The sequence below is a fragment of the Marinovum sp. J2-8 genome (assembly GCF_055808435.1).
Genome location: NZ_JBVVRZ010000003.1, coordinates 562,288 through 582,166, shown reverse-complemented (window position 1 = coordinate 582,166; position 19,879 = coordinate 562,288). Strand labels below are relative to the sequence as shown.

Here is a 19,879-nt window from a genome sequence, read left to right as displayed (position 1 = left end):
GTCTCCTGTTGCCGCAGGCTTTCCCATGAACCACGCGCTTTGTCCAGTACCGCGCCCCGATGCGGCCCGCGATGCGGCCCTGATATGGCTCCTGCGCGACGCGGATAAGACTCTGGCGCGGCCCCGGGCCTGACCCGGGGCCTCATGCCGCGCCACCGGGCCCGTCAGGTCGCCGTGACCGGCCAGTGTTGTGCCAGATCTTCAAGCCCGGCGCGGATCAGCTCTGCCAAGATATCGAGATCAATATCCGCCAGTTTGTTCACATAAAGACAGGATTTTCCGATCTTGTGTTTGCCAAGGCGCGCCAGAATGCCGCCGAAATCGGTATATCCCGGCATGATATAGATCGAGAACCGCGCCGCGCGTGGCGAAAATCCGGTGGCCAGCGTGTCGCCTTCACGCCCGGATGCATAGCGATAGTGATACTGGCCGTAGCCAATAATCGACGGCCCCCACATACGCGGCTGGAACCCGGTCACCGCGCGAAACAGCTGATCCAGCTGCGCGGCTTCGATGGCTTTGCGCTCCGGCTGCACGCTGTCCAGAAAATCCCCGACTGCCACCTCGGTGATCTGCGTCTTGTTTTCACGTTTGTCCATGCCCGCCCTCCAAGCCGTGGTGCCCGTTGTTCACACAGTATCGCAACACGCGACGCGCGCGCAGTGTCACGAAGGCGTGAGCCCACAAGACACAGGAACATGTCAGTATTAGATCAGACCATGATCATAAAAAGACAACTGGGAGAAACCACATGTCTAACTTACTTTCGCGCCGCCAGATTCTTGCCGCAGGTGTTGCCACCGGGGTTGCTGCGCCCTTTCTCGGGCTGGCGGCAACGCCCGCACGCGCCAGCGCCCCGCAACAAGGCATTGCAGCGGTCGATTTCCGCCGGGTGAAGCTCGGCGAATTCGAGGTCACGACGCTTCTGGCCGGCACGCGCAGCGTCCCCGATCCGCAAACCATCTTTGGCATGAACGCCAGCGCCGAAGATTTTGCCGCCGCATCCGAAAAGGCCCATATTCCGATCGACGCCGCGCAATTCTTTTTCACGCCGACGCTGGTCAACACCGGCACCGAGCTTGTGCTGTTCGACACCGGTTTGAATGCCGCAGGGATCACAGCCGCATTGGCAGCGGCGGGTCATACCCCGGATCAGATTGACGTTGTTGTCCTGACCCACATGCACGGCGACCACATCGGCGGGCTGAGTGATGATGGCGGGGCGGCGACCTTTGCCAATGCCCGCTACGTGACCGGCGCGACAGAGTTCGATCATTGGGCCGGTGCTGGCAATGACGGGTTTGAGGCCAAGATGCGTCCGCTGGCCGAACAAACCGACATGCTCAGCGGTGGCGGGATTGTGACCTCGGGCATTGAAGCAATCGAAGCTTTCGGCCACACGCCGGGCCATATGGCCTATCGGATCGAAAGCGCGGGCAAGAACCTGATCGTCGCGGCCGATTTTGCCAACCACTATGTCTGGTCGCTTGCCTACCCCGATTGGGAAGTGCGGTTTGACATGGACAAATCCGCCGCCGCAGCCACCCGCAAATCGCTGCTGTCGATGATGGCCGCCGACAAGCTGCCCTTTATCGGCTATCACATGCCCTTCCCGGCGATTGGCTATGTGGATCAGGGCGATAGCGGATATAGCTATACGCCGATGTCATATCAACTCATGCTGTGACCCCCTGCGCCCGCCGAATTGGCGGGCGCGCCTTACCCAAGCGGCAGAAAACGTGATCGACCCCATCGCAGACCCCTCAGCCAATGATTTTGCCCGCATGGCGGCGGCGGCATTGGACGCATTGCCAATGGAGTTTTCCGGCCCCGCCGCGGCGGTTGTCCTGCAAATCGCCGATTGGCCGGCACCAGAAATGCTTGCCGCCCTGAATATCGAGACCCGCGAAGAGCTGACTGGGTTGTACGAGGGCATTCCGCTGACGGAAAAATCCAGCTTTGACCAACCCATGGGCCCGGATGTCATCTGGCTTTTCCGCGAACCGATCCTGTCGGAATGGCGGGCACGCGGCGATATTGCGCTGGCCGATCTGATCACACATGTGTTGGTTCACGAACTTGCGCATCATTTTGGCTGGTCGGATGATGATATTGCCTTAGTTGACCGCTGGTGGGAGTAACCCCTCGCAACTGAAAGGCCCTGAAATGCTGCGTTTGTTAATGGTATTGGGCCTTGTCAGCCTGGGCCTGACGGCCCTTCCCCGGCTCGCCATCGCAGAGACACGCATATTGGTTCTGGGGATTCGATCCTGACGTGGAACCGGACCGGCGGCAACGCCATCCCACAGCTTCTGGACCGGCAGCCGGGGTTTTCCGCCACCAGCCGCGCCAGTCCGGGGGCGGTGTTTTCCGGCACACCGGGCCTGCGCCGTTTGATCCAGCGCGACATTCCTGCGCAACTGCCCGCAGGCACCTGGGATGTGATTGTGGTCAATGGCGGTGGCAATGATCTTGCCCGCAAATGTGGCTGTGCGCCCTGTGACGCCACGCTGGACACATTGGTCGCTGCCGATGGAAAGACCGGCGAGATCCCGGCATTTCTGGACCTATTGTACCATCGCGGTCGGCATGTGATCTGGCTGGATTATTTCCCGGTGTCCGTGCGCGGCGGCCCTTTCGCGCCGTGCATTGATGCGCTTGCGACGCTTGAAACCCGCATGGAACTTGCCGCGGGCCGCAGATCCTGGGTCAGCTTTGTCGATGCGGGCGATGTTTATGACCGCCGTGACATGTCGCTTTATGCGCGCGATCTCATACATCCGACGCCCAAGGGCAGCGCGCGCATCGCCGGGCACCTGCTGCGGGAAATCCTGACCCGCATGCCCTGACCCAAACGGCCCACCCGAAGCGGGGTCAAGACAGCTTGATGAGCCGCTCTTCAAGCCCTAGCGGGCATTCTTCGCGCAATGCCCCTCAGCCCGGATCGCGCCAACGGTTCACAATCGGATAGCGCCGATCCAGCCAGAAGGCGCGCTTTGTCAGGCGTGTGCCGGGTGCGGATTGGAACCGTTTGTATTCACTGATGTAGAGCAGGTGCTCCACCTTTTTCGCCGTCGCGCGGTCAAAGCCGGCGGCGATGCAATCCTCGATCGACCCATCCAGATCGACCAGAATATTCAGGATCGCATCCAGTTCCGGGTAATCCGGCAGGGAATCGCTGTCTTTCTGGTCATCGCGCAATTCCGCCGAGGGCGGCTTGTCGATGATGGTCACGGGAATGACCTCGCCCTCTGGTCCCATCATCCAATCGCGGTGGTTGGCATTGCGCCAGCGGCATTGTTCGAACACCCGGGTCTTGTAGAGATCCTTGATCGGATTATAGCCACCCGACATATCGCCATAGATCGTGGCATATCCCACCGAAACTTCGGATTTGTTGCCGGTGGTCAGCAGCATCTCGCCGAACTTGTTCGACATCGCCATCAACAGCAGCCCGCGCAGCCGGGATTGAATGTTTTCTTCGGTCAGCCCCGGTTCTGTGCCTTCGAACAGCGGCGCCAACGTGTTGGTGATCGCGGCACGCCCCTCGGCAATCGGCACGAAATCATAGTGGCATCCCAGCCGCTCGGCGCAGTCCTTGGCATCATCCAATGACCCCTGCGAGGTGTATTCCGACGGCAGCATCACACAGCGCACGTTCTCTGGCCCCAGCGCATCAGCGGCAATCGTCGCCACAAGTGCGGAATCAATCCCGCCCGACATGCCCAGCAACACTTTCTTGAACCCGGTTTTGCGCATGTAATCGCGCAAAGCCAGCACCATGCAATGGTAATCCTGCTCCCATTCATCGGGATGATGCACCACCTTGCCCGGTACGATACGCCAGCCCTCTGCCCCGCGCTCCAGATCCACATGGGCAATCTCTTCGGCAAACACAGGCATTTGAAACGCGATTTCGCCATGCGGATTGATGCCGAATGTCCCGCCATCAAACACCTGATCGTCCTGCCCACCGACAAAATTCAGATAGATCAGCGGCAACCCGGTCTCGACCACACGGCTGACCATATGGGTCAGACGCACATCGAACTTGCCCCGGTAATAGGGCGATCCATTGGGCACCAACAGGAACTCTGCCCCGGTCTCTGCCAATGTTTCAGCCACATCCTCGTGCCAGGCATCTTCGCAGATCGGGCTGCCGATCCGGGTGTTACCCACGGAAAACGGCCCGCCCATCGGCCCGGCGTCAAAGATCCGAACCTCGTCAAACACCGTTTCATTTGGCAGGTGATGCTTCAACTGCGCCGAGGCGATCTTGCCGCCCTTGCAGATCAGATAGGCATTGAAAAGCTCCGCCCCCTCAACCCAGGGCGCACCGATCGCCAGCGCCGGGCCATCCGCACATTCCGCCGCCAACGCCCGTACGGCATCAATCGCAGCGGTGTGGAACGCCGGCTTCATCACCAGATCCTGGGCGTTATAGCCGGTGATGAACATCTCTGGCAGCGCCACAAGGTCGGCACCTGCCGCCTTGCCCTGTGCCCAAGCATCGCGCGCCAATGCGGCATTTCCGGTGATGTCGCCCACGGTCGGGTTCAGCTGTGCCAATGTGATGCGGAATGTCTCGGCCATGGTGGCAATGCCCTCTTGCGTCTTTGCCCCTCCCTTACCAGATCAGACACCGAGGAACAGGGGGGAACAGGCCAACATACCCCCCGGATTGTGATGCATCCCGGCAAATCAACGCCAATCAGATGACGAATTCCGTCAGAACAAGCACCTGTGATCAAAAGGCATTGTCTGTGACCGCGCCCTCCTTTACCTTTTGGCAAAACCATTCCGGGGGCACGTCGGCCAAATGAAGCATAACTTTCGCATCGCAGGCGCGACTTTGGCCACAACACTGGCACTGACACTTGGCTGTCCGGCCTTGGCCCAGGACGGCGAGATCCTGACCAAGCAATATGACGATGGCGGCGTCTATCAGGGCGCGTTCCAGGACGGGTTGCAACACGGCGACGGCAGCTACCGGCTCCCGAATGGCTATGAATATTCCGGTCAATGGGACAAGGGCGAGATCAAGGGCATCGGCGTTGCGCGTTTTCCCAATGGATCGGTCTATGAAGGCGAATTTGCCAAGGGCAAACCACATGGCATCGGCAAGATCACCTTTACCGACGGTGGCACCTATGAGGGCACTTGGGACGACGGGGAAATCACCGGCCAGGGCGTGGCGATCTATGCCAATGGCGTGCGCTACGAAGGCGCGTTCCGCAATGCGATGCACCATGGGCGCGGCGCAATGACCAGCCCCGGCGGCTATGTCTATGATGGCGATTGGGTCAATGGCGTCAAAGATGGCCATGCCACAATCACCTATCCGGATGGATCGGTCTATGACGGGCGCGTCGCCGAAGGCACGCGGGATGGCCAGGGCAAACTGGTGATGACCGATGGCCTGATCTACGAAGGCCTGTGGCGCAATGGCCAGATTTCCGGCACCGGCAAATTGATGCAACCCAATGGCGACGTCTACGAAGGCGAATTGGTCGAAGGCCGCCGCGAGGGCCAGGGCCTTGTGACCTATGCCAATGGCGACGTCTACGAAGGCACGTTCCGCAACGACCAACGCAATGGCAAAGGTGTGTTCACCGGCGACGATGGCTATCGCTACGAAGGTGACTGGGAAAACGGCAAGATCCAGGGTGTCGGCACGGTGACCTACCCCGATGGATCCATCTATGTCGGCGAATTCCGCGATGACCTGGCGCATGGCATCGGCAATATCACCTACCCCGACGGCTCGACCTACGAAGGCAATTGGGTCGATGGCGTGATCGACGGCGAAGGCCGCGCGACATATCCTAATGGGTTGGTCTACGAAGGCGGCTTTACCAATGCCCGAAACCATGGCTTTGGCGTGATGACCTATGCCGACGGTTATCGCTATGAAGGCGAATGGGAACGCGGGCGCCGCCACGGCAAAGGCACCGCAACCTATGCAGATGGCACGATCTACACCGGCGCCTTCCGCGACGGCCAGCGCCATGGCGAGGGCGAGATTTCCATGCCGGACGGGTTCAAATACATCGGCGATTGGGCGAATGGCGAAATCAGCGGCCAGGGTGTGGCGACATATGCCAACGGCGATGTCTACGAAGGCACCTTCGTGGCCGGAAAACGCCAGGGCGAAGGCACCATGCGCTATGCTGCCAGGCGAAGAGGCCACCGGCGAATGGAAGAATGGCGCATTGATGCAATCCACCGCAGCGCCCGAAGCCGCCGAAGACGATGGCGAAACGGCATCCGAAGACGCACAACCCGCTGAATAACCCCCCAAATATCCGCACCGCCTCCATCAACTGATCGAACCTGTCGACGAGACCGCGCGGGCTTCATCTGACCAAAAATATCCCGGGGGTGAGGCCAAAGGCCGAGGGGGCTGGCCCCCTTCTGCCTTTCGACTTTTCCTTCCAACTTATCGCTGCAACACACGGTTTGGTCCCAAAGACCGGGCACGCATATTGTCGCGGCGGCGCGGGAAACTTTCCCGGCACAGGTCCAAAAAGGCGCTTTTCATTCGCGGCCATCCCGGTATAGTCGCCGACATGTTGATTTTGGCCCATATTGCGACCCCGATCCGTGCTGCCCGCACGGCGCTGTCGCTTGGCCTGCTGCTTCTCCTAAGTCGCCTCTGAGCGTGCCTTCGGCGCGACCGCTCAGAGGAGGCATGTTCGCGTCTGAACCCCGGAGAACCACTTCAAGAGACTGATACAATGACCCAGACTGACAAAACACCTGCGGATAAAAACCGTGTGTTGATTTTCGACACGACCCTGCGCGATGGCGAACAAAGCCCCGGCGCGACCATGACCCATGACGAAAAGCTCGAAATTGCCGAGTTGTTGGACGACATGGGCGTCGACATTATCGAAGCCGGATTTCCCATCGCATCCGAAGGCGATTTTCGCGCGGTGTCGGAGATCGCCCAGCGATCCCGGAATGCGGTCATTTGTGGCCTTGCCCGCGCGCAAATGCCGGACATTGACCGCTGCTTCGAAGCGGTCAAAAAGGCCGCCCAGCCGCGCATTCACACCTTTATCGGCACCTCGCCGCTGCACCGCGCCATTCCCAACCTCACAATGGATGAAATGGCCGACCGCATTCACGAAACGGTCACCCATGCCCGCAATCTTTGCGACAATGTGCAATGGTCGCCGATGGATGCAACGCGCACAGAATGGGATTACCTCTGCCGGGTGATTGAAATCGCGATCAAGGCCGGGGCCACCACGATCAATATCCCCGACACGGTCGGCTATACCGCGCCCCGCGAATCCTCGGATCTGATCAAACGGTTGATCGAAACCGTGCCAGGGGCGGACGATGTGATTTTTGCCACCCATTGCCACAATGACCTTGGCATGGCGACGGCCAATTCCCTGGCCGCGGTCGAGGCCGGTGCGCGACAAATCGAATGCACGATCAATGGATTGGGCGAACGGCAGGCAACACCGCGCTGGAAGAAGTTGTGATGGCGATGAAGGTCCGCAACGACATCATGCCGTTTTCCACCGGCATCGACACCCGCAAGATCATGCATATCTCGCGGCGGGTCGCGACGGTGTCGGGCTTCAACGTTCAGTTCAACAAGGCGATTGTCGGCAAGAACGCCTTTGCCCATGAAAGCGGCATTCACCAGGACGGCATGTTGAAGAATGCCGAAACCTTTGAAATCATGCGGCCCGAGGATGTTGGCCTCTCTGGCACCTCCTTGCCGCTGGGCAAACACTCCGGCCGTGCGGCCTTGCGCGCCAAGCTGAAGGATCTGGGCGTCGAAGTGGGCGACAACCAGTTGAAGGATGTCTTTGTCCGCTTCAAGGAATTGGCAGACCGCAAGAAAGAGGTGTTCGACGACGACGTTCTTGCCTTGGTTTCGGCCACCACCGACGGTGATTCCGACCGGCTGGAGCTGATCAACCTCAAAGTGGTCTGCGGGACCGGCGGCCCGGCAGAGGCCACGTTGGAAATGGAAATCGACGGCGCCGAAACCTCGGCCACATGTCATGGCGATGGCCCGGTCGACGCCTCGTTCCGGGCGGTGCGCAAATTGCACCCCAACACCGCGAAACTGCAATTGTATCAGGTGCATGCGGTCACCGAAGGCACCGATGCCCAGGCGACGGTCTCTGTGCGTCTGGAAGAGGACGGCATGATTGCCACCGGCCGGTCGGCGGATACCGACACGGTTGTCGCCTCGGTCAAGGCCTATGTCCAGGCGTTGAACCGGCTTCTGGTGCGCCGTGAAAAGGTAGGCCCCGGTGCCGACGCGCGGGAAATCAGTTACAAGGAAATGTAACGGAATGCGCTCTGCATGGCGCATTGCGGGCATGCTCTGAAAATTTTGGCGGGCCGGACATCATGTTCCGGCCCGTGTTCGTTTCCGCATTGGTTTCAACAGATGAAATCAGCGTATAGGCCGTTCAACGCGCCGCTTGTTGCCGCCGGATGCGCCAGACCTCTGCCCGGGGGGTCCAGCGATAGCGCGCGTCGTCCAGCGTCGCGACCCAGGTCAGGCTGCCGCCCTTGCGCCACGGGTCCAGCACGATGCCGGAATACATGTCATCGCCCCGTTGGCTTATGATCACTGTGCTGTGTTCCAGACGGATATTATCCCAATTGGCCACCGCGCGGTGCAAGGCCAGCGTTTGAAACCGCTCTTGTTTCAGACGCCGCTCCAGATCATCCGCCCAATGATAACAAAGCCCACGCGGCTTGATGCCAAGATTGACCTTGCTGTTATGGGTCAACGGCGGATCCTCGATCTCGTAAGCGAGGGCAAGACGATAGGTTTCGGAATAGGCCAGACTGGCGGCAAGATAGGCTTCGGCCGGATTGACGTAGTGCCCAAGCGCCTGAATCACCTGGGTCAACTGCATGACCTCAACCTCTGTTCCGGGGCGTACCTCGCCCGGCACGCCGACGGAACATCCGGCCAGACCACTTGCGGCCACGCCAGACGCGGCCAGTGTCGTCAGAAACCTGCGGCGGGTCGAATGCGCCATATCAAAGCCTCGTAAAAGAACAGTATCACAAGACTTTTAGCCTTTTCGCCCCTGCTGTCGACCCGTCGCCCGGGATTGGGCACCCTGCCCTGCGCGGTCTGTTGCGCATTGGCCAAATTGCCCAAACGCCGTGCTATCGAATGCGCCGCGACCGCGTGCCTTTTTGATTGGTAATCGTGTTCTGATCAACAATCTGGATCGGAAAGGCGCCATTGATGACTTCGACAAAGGGGCCGGTGTCCATGAAATAGGTCGCCTTGCCATCCAGCGTCAGCACAAAGCCGGTTTCGGTCTCGTTCTGGGTGGAATAGGTGCCGGTGACGGTAAAATTCAACGTACTGGCAAAGCCCTGGGACACCATATTGAGCGTTCCGAACCCTTCATAGGTTTTGTCGCGCCGGTATTGCACCGTGCCCTGAATGCGGGCGGTCTGAACACCGGGGATTTCCAGTGCTTCGGGGTCGGATTCCCACGTGCCGCTGAGATAGGCAACCGCGTCAAAACCCGGCGTTTCGGGCGGCGGGGCGGCGGCCAGAATTTCGCGCAGCTCGGGCACATCCCTGGCGCGTTTCCAATCCGCCATGCCTTCGGTCCAGACATAGGTGTCGCCGGTCAAAGCACCGCTTGCAACCTTCTGCGCCAGCTCCTTGGCGTTGAAAGGTCCGGTCGACCCGCCCCCCTCTGCAATGAAATAGGCCAGCACCACCTCTGGCGGCGGCGGCGGCGGTGTCACGTTTTTGGGCGGCTCTGTTTTGGGCGGCGGTGGCGGGGTCACAACCTTGACCGGGGTGTCATCACTGGCTGGATTTTCGTTGGCCGGATTTTCACTGGCCGGATTTTCACTGGCCGGCGTGTCATTGCCGGTGACCGGTGGTTTCGGCGCGATGGAAATCGGCGGCTTTGGCGTCTCGCCCTCGGCGGGTTTTGCGCCTTCGCCCAGCACATTGAACAATCCCGGGGTGACAAACGCCACCTGCGCCGACGCGGACATGCCAGACAGCGGGGCAACCAGCCCAACCCCGACACCGGTGACAACAATTGCGGCCCAAAGGCCCAAATTTCGAAGACTCATCTCGGGAACTCCTTTGATCAGAATGACCAAAGGGTAACAGAGCCTCGCCAAAGCTCCGAAAAAATCGCGGATGGGACCACAATTGTCAGAATTCCGCGCTACTGACGGATTGCCCCGGTCCAACGGGATGCGCCCCGCAATCAGGGACGCAGGTCCGTTCAGAGCATCGAGGGCACGACCTGATCCGGCGGGCGGTGACCATCGGCAAAGGTCTTGATATTCAACAAGACCTTTTCCCCCATTTCGATCCGGCCTTCCAACGTCGCCGAAGCCATATGCGGCAGCAACACGACATTGGCCAAGGCACGCAGATCCGGGTTCACCGCCGCACCATGTTCGTACACATCCAGCCCTGCCCCGGCGATGTCACCGGCTTTCAACATCCGCGCCATCGCATTTTCGTCGATCACCTCGCCACGCGAGGTGTTGACGATCACCGCGTCCGGCTTCATCAGCTTCAGCCGCCGGGCGTTCATCAGATGGAATGTCGACGGGGTATGCGGGCAATTGACCGAAATCACGTCCATGCGCGCGACCATCTGGTCCAGGCTTTCCCAATAGGTGGCGTTCAGCGCCTCCTCGACCTCGGGGCGCAACCGACGGCGGTTGTGATAATGCACCTGCATGCCAAAGGCCAAGGCGCGGCGTGCCACGGCCTGACCGATGCGGCCCATGCCCAGAATCCCAAGACGGCGGCCACCCACCCGGCCACCCAACATTGCCGTCGGCGACCAGCCCTGCCAGCCACCGGTTTGCATCAGCGCCAGCCCCTCGGGAATGCGCCGGGTCACGGCAAGCAGCAGCGACATGGTCATGTCGGCGGTATCTTCGGACGAGACCCCCGGTGTGTTCGACACCAGAACCCCACGTTGCCGTGCGGTTTCAACATCAACGTGATCGACGCCAGCGCCATAATTGGCAATCAGCTTCAACCGCTCGCCCGCCCCGGAAATCAAACCGGAATCGATGGTGTCCGACAGGGTCGGAACCAGCACATCGGCCTCTTGCATCGCCGCGGCAAGTTCCTGTCGGGTCATTGGCGTGTCGTCATCGCGCAGCGAGACGTCGAACAATTCCTTCATCCGGGTCTCTACCACCTCGGGCAAGCGTCGCGTAACGACAACACTCAGACGTTTTGATGGCATATGCTCCCGGCTCCTTCTTTTCATTCGGGTCGAACTGCTGGCACACTGCCGCAGAGCACGCGGAGGCACAAGAACCCCGCGGCGAATAAACCATTGGCAGGCAGAGCAAGGGTAAGACATGGTGTCGCGGATCGGGCGAAAAGGCGCATTAGGTGCCATTTTTTGAGTCTCTGGATGGGAATCGCATCCGCCGCAGAAGAGCGTGGACCCGTCACCAACCTTCCCCTGCCGAGATTCGTGTCGCTGAAGGCCAACGAGGGCAATGTGCGGCGCGGCCCCTCGCTCAGCCATCGGATTGATTGGGTGTTCAAACGCCGCGACATGCCGCTTGAGGTGACCGCCGAATATGGCCACTGGCGCCGGGTGCGCGACCGCGAAGGCGCTGGCGGTTGGGTGCATTATGCGCTGTTGTCGGGGTCACGCACGGTTATCGTCGAAAACGATTATCTGGAATTGCATTCACGTGCCGATGCCGGTGCGCCGGTGGCTGCGCGATTGGAACGCGGCGTGATCGCCCGTCTTGGCGATTGCAACCTCGAATGGTGCAGGCTGACCTCTGGTGGCTACAAGGGCTGGGCGGAAAAGACCGCGCTTTGGGGCGTGTCGCCGGATAAGATCCGCGAATAGATCCACGGCGAACGGCGCAGGCTGATCCAGCTGTATGCCGTAAGTCCCACAGGGGTTTCACAGCGGATGCTCAGCGATTTCAATGCGGCTTTGCCCGCCCGCTTTTGGAACCCCGGTCTAGCGCGTCAGGCTTTCGCGGGCGAGGGCCGCCACCAGATCGGTGCGTGTCACAATGCCGATGATGCGCCCATGATCCAGCACGGGCACCGCATCACAATCACTTGCCGCCATCATCGGCACCACCGCCGCAATTGGCGCATGTTGCGTCACTCTGGGACCGGCCACCCCCATGATGTCACGTGCACGCGCCGGGCGGTCACGATCATTGTCTAACAGCCGCGCCATGGCCGCCGCAAAACCGCGTTCCAGCCGCAGCGCGTCATCCCGCGCGCGGTCAATCAGGTGGCTTTGAAAGATCACCCCCAGAAACCGGTTTTCCGCCTCGACCACCGGCAAAACCGTGAACCGGTGCTGGCGGAACAGATCGGCAATCTCACCCAATCGCGTGTCCGGTGCGACCGTGACCAATTGACGGGACATGATATCCGACACCGTCAACGGCCCGGTCCGATGCCCGGCGGCCCGCACCTCTGCCGCGCCAATCAACCGCGCCAGATCCTCGATCCCCAGATTCAGGGTCTGGCGATATTGTTCCAGGATCTCTGACAGTTCCGCCTCGCTCAGACCAAGCCGCGCAACCGGGTCCGGCTCCGGGGTGCCGTGGTCCTTGGGGCCGTCAAATTGACGCAGCGGATAATGGCGCCCGGTCGCCCTGGCGTAGCCCATGGCAATCACCACCAGAACAACACTGCCAAAGGCCACCGGAACCAGCGCAAAGAAAAACCCCTGTTCGGCCATCATGTCCGGGTTCAGTGCGGCGGTCATCGCCACCGCCCCCGCCGGGGGATGCACGGCGCGACAGAGGCTCATGAAGGTGATGGCAAGGCCAACCGCCACCGCGACCCGCAACACCGGCTCTGTCACCAGCAGACAGACCGCCACCCCGACCACCGCCGCGATGACATTGCCGACGACCGCCTGCCAGGGCTGGGCCAGCGGGCTGTTGGGCACGGCAAACAACAGAACCGAACTGGCCGCGAAAGGCGCAATCAGATAAAAGCCCAGCGTCTGATCGACCCAGGGCGTCAGCGTCAGCAGCCCGACCAAAGCCAGACCAACCAAAGCCCCAAGCCCGGCTCTGATGGCTTCGGCCGGTGGTGCACCGGCGGCGGCGGGCCCAAACGCCCGCAAAAGAACAGGCCATCGGCGAAACGGCTTTGCAGCAGAATCTGTCTTCTTATCGCTCATATTTCAGGCATCTAGCCCAAAATCAAAGCAAGCACCACGGCGGGATTGCGGAAAATCCGATCAGGAGCGCCCTTTCCACGGCACCAGAACCCGTTCGGCCCGGCGCATCAACATGTCGATGCCAAAGCCGATGATGCCAATCAGAATGATCCCCATGATCACAATATCGGTCAGCTGAAACTTGGAGGCGACCATGATCATCATGCCTGCGCCCTTTTCCGCCGCCACCAGTTCGGCGGCGACCACCGTCCCCAGCAGACCCCCATCGCCACCCGCGCACCGGTGAAGATTTCCGGCAGGGAATTGGGCACAATCACATAGCGCATGATCTGAAACTTGCTGGCCCCAAGGGAATAGGCCGCGTGGACCTTGGTGATGTTCACCCCCGACACCCCGGCCCGTGCGGCGATTGCCATGATCCAGAGCGCAGCGAGGAACAACAGGATGATCTTGCCCGCCTCGCCAATCCCGGCCCAGATGATCACCAGAGGGATCAACGCCAATGGCGGCACCGGTCGCATGAATTCGACAATCGGATCGAACCAGCCCCGGAACCAGCCTGACAGCCCCATGGCATAGCCAAGCGGAATGCCCACCAAAGCCCCAAGAGCAAAACCGACAACCACACGAAACAAGGAAAACCCAAGATGCTGCCACAGGGTCGATCCACGATACCCCTCGCTGGCAATGTCTTTCAAACGGGCCATCACCGCCTCTGGCGATGGCAACCAGATCGGCTCCATCTGCCAACCTTTGGTAGGTTCGAAATTCAGCGTGCCTTTGGGCGACATGCCAACCCGACCAAATTCGGTCTGAACCTGACCGCCCGGCGCAATCGGTGTGCCATTGACGGCAATCACCTGATGCCCGACATCACGGCCTTTTTCGTCATTGCGGTCCACCCGCATCAATCCTGACCGCCAGGCCCCAATGGCAAAGGCATCATTCTTGGCCCACCCCTCGCCCGGGTCGATTTCAGGCAGGGTATCATCCGCCCCCAGACGATGCACGAGCACGGTGATTGTCGCGTCATCCGTGCTGCCATCATCGGCACTGGCGGTGTATTCCATTTTGGCCAGCCCTTCGAATGGGCCGGGCGCATGCAGGAACCCGGCAACAGGGCCGAGCCGGTAAAAGCCCCCCACAGCACAAAGATCGCCAGAACCGAAATCACGCTGGCAATCCGGTTCGAGGTGACAGCGCTTTCATCGCCAAATGTCACCGTCTTGCGCGCGGTATACCCATTGGCCGTCTGGTCAACGATCAACCGCACAAGAAAGAATGCGCCAACGAAAATAGCGATGTAAATCAGCAGGATAATCATTGATCTGCCTCCGATCGGCCCATGATTTCCTCTTCCATATCCCAGATCATGCCCAAAATTTCCTCGCGCCGTGTTGCGAATTCGGGATGTTTCTTGACCTCGCGCAGGTCCTGCCCCACCCCGAGATCAGCAAAGGGCAGCCGATATTCGCGGTGAATTCGCCCCGGCCGTGGCGCCATCACCAAAAGACGTTCCCCCAGCAACAGCGCCTCTTCCACCGAATGGGTGATCAGGATGATCGTCTTGCCGGTCTCTTTCCACAGTTTCAGCACCAGCGACTGCATCTTCTCGCGGGTCAGCGCATCCAGCGCGCCCAGCGGCTTATCCATCAAAATGACATCCGGGTCATTGGCCAGACAGCGCGCCAGCGCAACCCGCTGCTGCATGCCCCCCGACAGTTCGTAAATCGCCTTTTCCTTGAAATCCTGCAGCCCGACAATATCGAGAAGATGATCAACCGCCTGGCCATATTCCTGTTCGCGCTGGCCCTTCATCCGGGGACCGAAACTGACGTTTTCGCGCACCGACATCCATTCGAACAATGCGCCCTGCTGAAACACCATGCCCCGTTCGGCATCCGGCCCGATGACCGCATGTCCATTCAGGGTGATTTGCCCATCCGTCGGGGCCAGAAATCCCGCGACGATATTCAACAGCGTGGTCTTGCCACAGCCAGATGGCCCCAGGACCGACAGCAATTCCCCCGCCGCCAGATCCAGCGACACATCCTGTAGCGCCTGAACATGCCCACCATTGGGCAGGTCAAACCGCATGGACAAATTTTCGATCAACAATCCCGACATGGCCCGCCTTTTCCGCTCGGTTTCTGCGTGTTGTACAGGACAGCCAAATGCGCCGCAGATGTCCGGCGCTTGACTGTCATGCAAACGCGCCGCTCCGCGGCCCTTGCGGGCCTTTTCGCGATGCATTGCTGCACCGGCGCAAAGAGCGGCGCGAGATTCGTTTACATTTCACCCGCAGCGGTGATCGGCCCGGCATTCACGGCCGCATCATATGACCCAAGCGCGGCGTCAATCGCCCCCGCCGCAACAAAGACATCGGCCACGCCCTTCATAAAGGTCTGCACGCCGCCGCCCAGCCATTTCTCGCCCAATTGATCGGCAAGCGGCGGGAACACAAAGGTCGACAACGAATTCATCGCCGCCTCTTCCTCCATCCCGGCATCCTTGGCAATCATCGGCAGCATTTCGGCGTGATCGGCTTCATCCGCCCACATGGCATTGGCATCTGCCGTCACCTTCAGGAAAGCCGCGACCGTATCAGAATTTTCCGCAATCCAGGAGGCCTGCCCCGTGGTGGCGTCAAACACCAGAATGCCAAGCGCCTCTTTTTCCGGGCCGGTCAACAGCACATTGCCGTGCTCTTTCATCCGCAACAGCGATCCACCCCAACCACAGGCCATATCCACCGCGCCCTGGGCAATCGCCGCCGCGCCATCTGGCGGTGCCATGTCGACCACATCCATGCTGGCAATATCGACGCCGAAATGGTTCATCTGTTTTAGGAAACCGAAATGCGCCGCAGTGCCCAGCGGCACGGCCACTTTCTTGCCCGCCAGCTCGCCGGCGGACATCTTGTCGATTTCCAGATCCTCGCGCACCACGCAATTGTCATTGTCGGAATAGCTGACCGCAATATCCAGGATCTGAAGATCCTGACCGGCCGACGTGGCCACCACAAACGGCGGCAACCCCTGGCTGACCGACAATTGGACATCCCCCGACGCCATCGCCGCCGACATCGCGGTGCCGGTATCAAAGCTGACCCAGTTCACAGTCATGCCCAGCGCATCGTCATAGGTGCCCATCTGTTTGGCATATTGAAACGGCATCGGCCATTCCAGGAAGTAGCCGACAGTGATCTCTCCGCTATGGCTCGCGGCCAAACCGGCCTGCGCCGAGGCCACCAGCGCCAGACCGGCGACCGAGCTCAGGATCTTGTGCATCTGTTTCATATTGTCTTCCCCGTGTTGGTCCCGCCGCATTTGCGGCTTTTCTTTCTTGGCCAAGGCAGATCCGGCCACGCATGGGGTTGGCCACATGCGCAATTTCAATCCGACCGGAATTCCTGTGACCGATCAACGAAAATATTTTACCCAGACCCAAAGGATAAATTGCCGCCCGTCAATTAAACGATCACTTCCTTCCTGTTATCAACACCTTATCATTCCGCCAAATTGTAGAAATAAATCCACCACCCAAAACTGGACTTACGAGAGAGCGGGTTTTGGCCCTATCCATTGCCGCATATTACGGCTTGTGTGACGTAACGCGGCGGCCCTTGGGTGCGCCGCCCTAGGTCTTTCAAACAAGTTAAAAGGTGGCGCAATGGACGGCACATTCAGTGAAAATGACATCAGCCAGGTGATTGCGGCGGACAAGGCCCATATCTGGCACCATCTGACCCAGCACAAATCGCTGGAAACCACCGACCCGCGGATCATCATCGAAGGCCGCGGCATGCATGTTTGGGATCAAAACGGCACCAAATTCCTTGACGCGGTCTCGGGCGGTGTCTGGACGGTCAATGTCGGCTATGGCCGGGAACGAATTGCCAATGCGGTGCGTGACCAGCTGATCAAGCTGAACTATTTCGCCGGGTCGGCCAGCCTCTGTCCCCGGGTCCCGCTTTGCCGAGGCGCTTTTGGCCAAGATGCCGGGCATGTCCCGCGTTTATTATTGCAACTCCGGGTCCGAAGCGAACGAAAAGGCGTTCAAGATGGTGCGCCAGATCGCGCACAAGAAATACGGCGGCAAGAAACACAAGATCCTCTACCGCGACCGCGATTATCACGGCACGACCATCGCTTGCCTGTCGGCTGGTGGCCAGGACGAGCGTGGCGCACAATACGGCCCCTTTACCCCCGGTTTCGTCCGTGTGCCCCATTGCATGGAATATCGCCGCCATGAACAGGACGGCGCACCCGTCGAAAACTATGGCGTCTGGGCGGCAGAGCAAATCGAAGCCACGATATTGCGCGAAGGCCCCGACACGGTGGGCGCATTGTGCCTGGAACCGGTGACCGCCGGCGGCGGCGTGATCACGCCCCCCGAAGGCTACTGGCAAAAAGTGCAGGAGATTTGCCGCAAATACGACATCCTGTTGCACATAGACGAGGTCGTCTGCGGCGTGGGCCGTACCGGCGCCTGGTTCGGCTACCAGCATTATGGCGTAGAGCCGGATTTCGTAACCATGGCCAAGGGCGTGGCCTCCGGCTATGCCGCCATCGCCTGCCTGGTGACCCGCGATGACGTGTTTGACCAGTTCAAGGACACCCCGGCCGATCCGCTGAACTATTTCCGCGACATTTCCACCTTTGGCGGCTGCACTGCCGGCCCGGCGGCGGCGCTGGAAAACCTGGCAATCATCGAAGAAGAAAACCTGTTGGAAAACACCACCGCCATGGGCAACTACATGCTGGATGCGCTGGCCGATCTGTCGGACCGGCATCCCGTCATCGGGAATGTGCGCGGCAAGGGTCTGTTCCTTGGCGCGGAACTGGTTCAAAACCGCGAAGACAAAACCCCGGTGGCCGAAGCACAGGTACAGGCCGTGGTCGCGGATTGTGGCCGCCAGGGCGTGATCATCGGCGCCACCAACCGGTCGGTGCCCGGCTACAACAACACGCTCTGCTTCAGCCCGGCCCTGATCGCCAACAAGGACAATATCGACGAGATTGTCACAGCGGTCGATGGCGCACTTGGCCGGGTCTTCGCTGGCTGAAACCATCCACGGTCCTGAATTTCATCTGACCGAAAATATCCCCGGGGGGTCTGGGGGGCTGGCCCCCCAGGCTGTCGGCGCGCAAGGGCGCGTCGACACCAGATGCCCCGAACACTTAAGTCCAGATTGCACCTCCCCTAAGTCCAGCCTAGGTTGGGCGCATGGCCGTTCCTGTCGAAGCTCTCTCTCTTGATCCCCATGCTCAGGGCACCCTCCAGGTGCGCATCCAGCAGATGATCGCCCAGGGTATCCTGGCCGGTCGCCTGGCCCAGGGCGAGAAGCTGCCCTCAACACGCCGCCTGGCCACACATCTCGGGGTCAGTCGGATCACCGTCACGCTGGCCTATACCGAACTGGTGGCCGGCGATTATCTCACATCCCGCGGACGGTCGGGATATTTTGTCTCGCAAAACGCGCCCGGCCCGCCGGACTTCCCCCTTCCAGAGCGTCAGGATGCGGTCGACTGGAACCGCGCGCTTGGCACCCGGTTTGCCGCCCGGGCAGAGGCGCTCAAACCGATGGATTGGGCACGCTACAAATACCCCTTTGTCTATGGCCAGGCCGATGCCACGCTGTTTGATCACGCAAATTGGCGGCTTTGCGCGCTGCGGGCCCTCGGCGCGCGGGATTTCAATGCGCTGACTTCGGATTACTATGATCAGGACGATCCCGAATTGATCGCCTTCATCGCGCGTCACACGCTGCCACGCCGTGGTATTCATGCCAAACCCGAGGAGATTCTGGTCACCATGGGGGCGCAAAACGCCCTTTGGCTGGCTGCGCAGGTCCTGCTCACGCGACGGCGCGTGGCGGCCATCGAAGACCCCTGCTATCCGGCGTTACGCGACATGCTACTTCAGGCCCGCTGTCAATTGGCGCCTGTCAGCGTCGATCAACACGGGCTGCAACCGGACGCCCTGCCCGACCGCGCCGATGTCATTTTCGCCACCCCCAGCCACCACAGCCCGACCTCTGCCACCATGCCGATTGATCGCCGCGAAACATTGCTCGACCGCGCACGCGAGATGAACGCATTGATCGTGGAAGACGATTATGACTACGAAATGTCCTTTCAGAATTCCGCGCATCCGGCGTTGAAATCACTCGACCGGGATGGGCGGGTGATCTACGTCGGCTCTTTTTCGAAATCCCTGTTTCCGGGGCTGCGGCTTGGCTATCTTGTGGGATCAGAACCCTTCATCCGCGAGGCCCGCGCGCGCCGCACCAGCGTTTTGCGCCATCCTCCCGGCCATATCCAACGCACCACCGCCTATTTCCTCGGCCTGGGTCACTATGATGCGCTGATGCGCCGACAGGCCCGTGCACTGCATGAACGGTGCACCGCAATGGGGGCCGCAATTGCCGAAGCGGGGCTGGAGGTGGTGGGTCAGACCGGGTCTGGCGGCTCGTCCTTCTGGATGCGGGCGCCTGACCGGATCGACACCCGGCAGCTGGCGGACCGTCTTCGGGCGCAATCGGTTCTGATCGAACCCGGTCACAGCTTTTTCTCGGGCGAGGACGTGCCGCGAAATTACTACCGTCTTGGGTATTCTTCGATCCCGACAGCCCGGATTCCCGCCGGTATCGCCCTGATTGCGCGCGCAATCACCGGCTCTGGCTAAAACCGGCTCCG

Annotated in this window: 13 protein-coding genes and 4 pseudogenes; 8 read left to right on the top strand and 9 right to left on the bottom strand. The window is 60.4% G+C overall.

The genetic code is table 11. The features are described from left to right. Positions 1-164 precede the first annotated feature (164 nt). Positions 165-599 carry a DUF1801 domain-containing protein gene (locus AC0L4F_RS12325; protein ID WP_244688801.1) on the bottom strand — a complete coding sequence of 145 codons (435 nt, stop codon included), beginning with the start codon at positions 597-599 and terminating at the stop codon, positions 165-167. 152 nt (positions 600-751) lie between these two features. Between AC0L4F_RS12325 and AC0L4F_RS12320 the strand changes: the two genes are divergently transcribed. The 3 genes from AC0L4F_RS12320 (at position 752) to AC0L4F_RS12310 (ending at position 2,849) form a co-directional block, all read left to right on the top strand. Next, positions 752-1,687 carry an MBL fold metallo-hydrolase gene (locus AC0L4F_RS12320; RefSeq protein WP_244688799.1) on the top strand — a complete coding sequence of 312 codons (936 nt, stop codon included), beginning with the start codon at positions 752-754 and terminating at the stop codon, positions 1,685-1,687. A 97-nt stretch (positions 1,688-1,784) separates the two neighbouring features. Then, on the top strand, positions 1,785-2,141 hold the full coding sequence (locus tag AC0L4F_RS12315; RefSeq protein ID WP_244688940.1) for a metallopeptidase family protein: 357 nt from the start codon (positions 1,785-1,787) through the stop codon (positions 2,139-2,141). A 45-nt stretch (positions 2,142-2,186) separates the two neighbouring features. After that, on the top strand, positions 2,187-2,849 hold the full coding sequence (locus AC0L4F_RS12310; protein WP_348524104.1) for an SGNH/GDSL hydrolase family protein: 663 nt from the start codon (positions 2,187-2,189) through the stop codon (positions 2,847-2,849). Positions 2,850-2,934: 85 nt separating this feature from the next. On the opposite strand, the gene AC0L4F_RS12305 is transcribed toward AC0L4F_RS12310, so the two are convergent. Continuing rightward, entirely contained in the window at positions 2,935-4,593 is a 1,659-nt protein-coding gene (locus AC0L4F_RS12305; RefSeq protein ID WP_244688797.1) for an NAD+ synthase, read from the bottom strand. A gap of 226 nt (positions 4,594-4,819) precedes the next feature. Here AC0L4F_RS12305 and AC0L4F_RS12300 point away from each other — a divergent pair. Then, positions 4,820-6,293 (top strand): annotated as a pseudogene (locus AC0L4F_RS12300) (MORN repeat-containing protein). 444 nt (positions 6,294-6,737) lie between these two features. Further along, a pseudogene (locus AC0L4F_RS12295) lies at positions 6,738-8,320 on the top strand (2-isopropylmalate synthase). 124 nt (positions 8,321-8,444) lie between these two features. Here the strand turns inward: AC0L4F_RS12295 and AC0L4F_RS12290 are convergent. From AC0L4F_RS12290 to AC0L4F_RS12280, 3 genes are all read right to left on the bottom strand, one after another. Further along, complete coding sequence (locus AC0L4F_RS12290; protein ID WP_244688795.1) at positions 8,445-9,026, bottom strand: hypothetical protein; 582 nt, start codon at positions 9,024-9,026, stop codon at positions 8,445-8,447. A 133-nt stretch (positions 9,027-9,159) separates the two neighbouring features. Further along, positions 9,160-10,098: a DUF4339 domain-containing protein gene (locus AC0L4F_RS12285; protein WP_244688793.1), complete on the bottom strand. Its 939-nt coding sequence runs from the start codon at positions 10,096-10,098 to the stop codon at positions 9,160-9,162. A 158-nt stretch (positions 10,099-10,256) separates the two neighbouring features. Then, the gene (locus AC0L4F_RS12280) at positions 10,257-11,243 is read right to left on the bottom strand and encodes a 2-hydroxyacid dehydrogenase (protein WP_244688791.1); all 987 of its coding nucleotides are present in this window, start codon (positions 11,241-11,243) and stop codon (positions 10,257-10,259) included. Between the two features lie 174 nt (positions 11,244-11,417). On the opposite strand from AC0L4F_RS12280, the gene AC0L4F_RS12275 reads away from it, so the two are divergent. Next, positions 11,418-11,870, top strand: coding sequence for an SH3 domain-containing protein (locus AC0L4F_RS12275; RefSeq protein ID WP_244688788.1), 453 nt, complete (start codon positions 11,418-11,420; stop codon positions 11,868-11,870). Positions 11,871-11,987: 117 nt separating this feature from the next. On the opposite strand, the gene AC0L4F_RS12270 is transcribed toward AC0L4F_RS12275, so the two are convergent. The 4 genes and pseudogenes from AC0L4F_RS12270 to AC0L4F_RS12255 form a co-directional block, all read right to left on the bottom strand. Further along, positions 11,988-13,178, bottom strand: a complete 1,191-nt coding sequence (locus AC0L4F_RS12270; RefSeq protein ID WP_244688786.1) for an HPP family protein — start codon at positions 13,176-13,178, stop codon at positions 11,988-11,990. A gap of 60 nt (positions 13,179-13,238) precedes the next feature. Then, positions 13,239-14,502 (bottom strand): annotated as a pseudogene (locus AC0L4F_RS12265) (ABC transporter permease). Continuing rightward, positions 14,499-15,305, bottom strand: coding sequence for a taurine ABC transporter ATP-binding protein (locus tag AC0L4F_RS12260; protein WP_244688784.1), 807 nt, complete (start codon positions 15,303-15,305; stop codon positions 14,499-14,501). Before AC0L4F_RS12260 ends, AC0L4F_RS12265 begins: the two are co-directional and overlap by 4 nt. Before the next feature lie 161 nt (positions 15,306-15,466). Continuing rightward, complete coding sequence (locus tag AC0L4F_RS12255) at positions 15,467-16,477, bottom strand: taurine ABC transporter substrate-binding protein (RefSeq protein WP_244688782.1); 1,011 nt, start codon at positions 16,475-16,477, stop codon at positions 15,467-15,469. 373 nt (positions 16,478-16,850) lie between these two features. Between AC0L4F_RS12255 and AC0L4F_RS12250 the strand changes: the two are divergent. Both AC0L4F_RS12250 and pdxR read left to right on the top strand, forming a co-directional pair. After that, a pseudogene (locus tag AC0L4F_RS12250) lies at positions 16,851-18,246 on the top strand (aminotransferase family protein). Positions 18,247-18,407: 161 nt separating this feature from the next. Beyond that, entirely contained in the window at positions 18,408-19,868 is a 1,461-nt protein-coding gene (gene pdxR, locus AC0L4F_RS12245) for a MocR-like pyridoxine biosynthesis transcription factor PdxR (RefSeq protein ID WP_244688779.1), read from the top strand. Positions 19,869-19,879 lie beyond the last annotated feature (11 nt).

What these genes read in the sequence shown, in the direction of transcription:
- AC0L4F_RS12325 (WP_244688801.1), bottom strand. Translation starts at nt 599, where the DNA reads ATGGACAAACGTGAAAACAAGACGCAGATCACCGAGGTGGCAGTCGGG.
- AC0L4F_RS12320 (WP_244688799.1), top strand. Translation starts at nt 752, where the DNA reads ATGTCTAACTTACTTTCGCGCCGCCAGATTCTTGCCGCAGGTGTTGCC.
- AC0L4F_RS12315 (WP_244688940.1), top strand. Translation starts at nt 1,785, where the DNA reads ATGGCGGCGGCGGCATTGGACGCATTGCCAATGGAGTTTTCCGGCCCC.
- AC0L4F_RS12305 (WP_244688797.1), bottom strand. Translation starts at nt 4,593, where the DNA reads ATGGCCGAGACATTCCGCATCACATTGGCACAGCTGAACCCGACCGTG.
- AC0L4F_RS12290 (WP_244688795.1), bottom strand. Translation starts at nt 9,026, where the DNA reads ATGGCGCATTCGACCCGCCGCAGGTTTCTGACGACACTGGCCGCGTCT.
- AC0L4F_RS12285 (WP_244688793.1), bottom strand. Translation starts at nt 10,098, where the DNA reads ATGAGTCTTCGAAATTTGGGCCTTTGGGCCGCAATTGTTGTCACCGGT.
- AC0L4F_RS12280 (WP_244688791.1), bottom strand. Translation starts at nt 11,243, where the DNA reads ATGCCATCAAAACGTCTGAGTGTTGTCGTTACGCGACGCTTGCCCGAG.
- AC0L4F_RS12275 (WP_244688788.1), top strand. Translation starts at nt 11,418, where the DNA reads ATGGGAATCGCATCCGCCGCAGAAGAGCGTGGACCCGTCACCAACCTT.
- AC0L4F_RS12270 (WP_244688786.1), bottom strand. Translation starts at nt 13,178, where the DNA reads ATGAGCGATAAGAAGACAGATTCTGCTGCAAAGCCGTTTCGCCGATGG.
- AC0L4F_RS12260 (WP_244688784.1), bottom strand. Translation starts at nt 15,305, where the DNA reads ATGTCGGGATTGTTGATCGAAAATTTGTCCATGCGGTTTGACCTGCCC.
- AC0L4F_RS12255 (WP_244688782.1), bottom strand. Translation starts at nt 16,477, where the DNA reads ATGAAACAGATGCACAAGATCCTGAGCTCGGTCGCCGGTCTGGCGCTG.
- pdxR (WP_244688779.1), top strand. Translation starts at nt 18,408, where the DNA reads ATGGCCGTTCCTGTCGAAGCTCTCTCTCTTGATCCCCATGCTCAGGGC.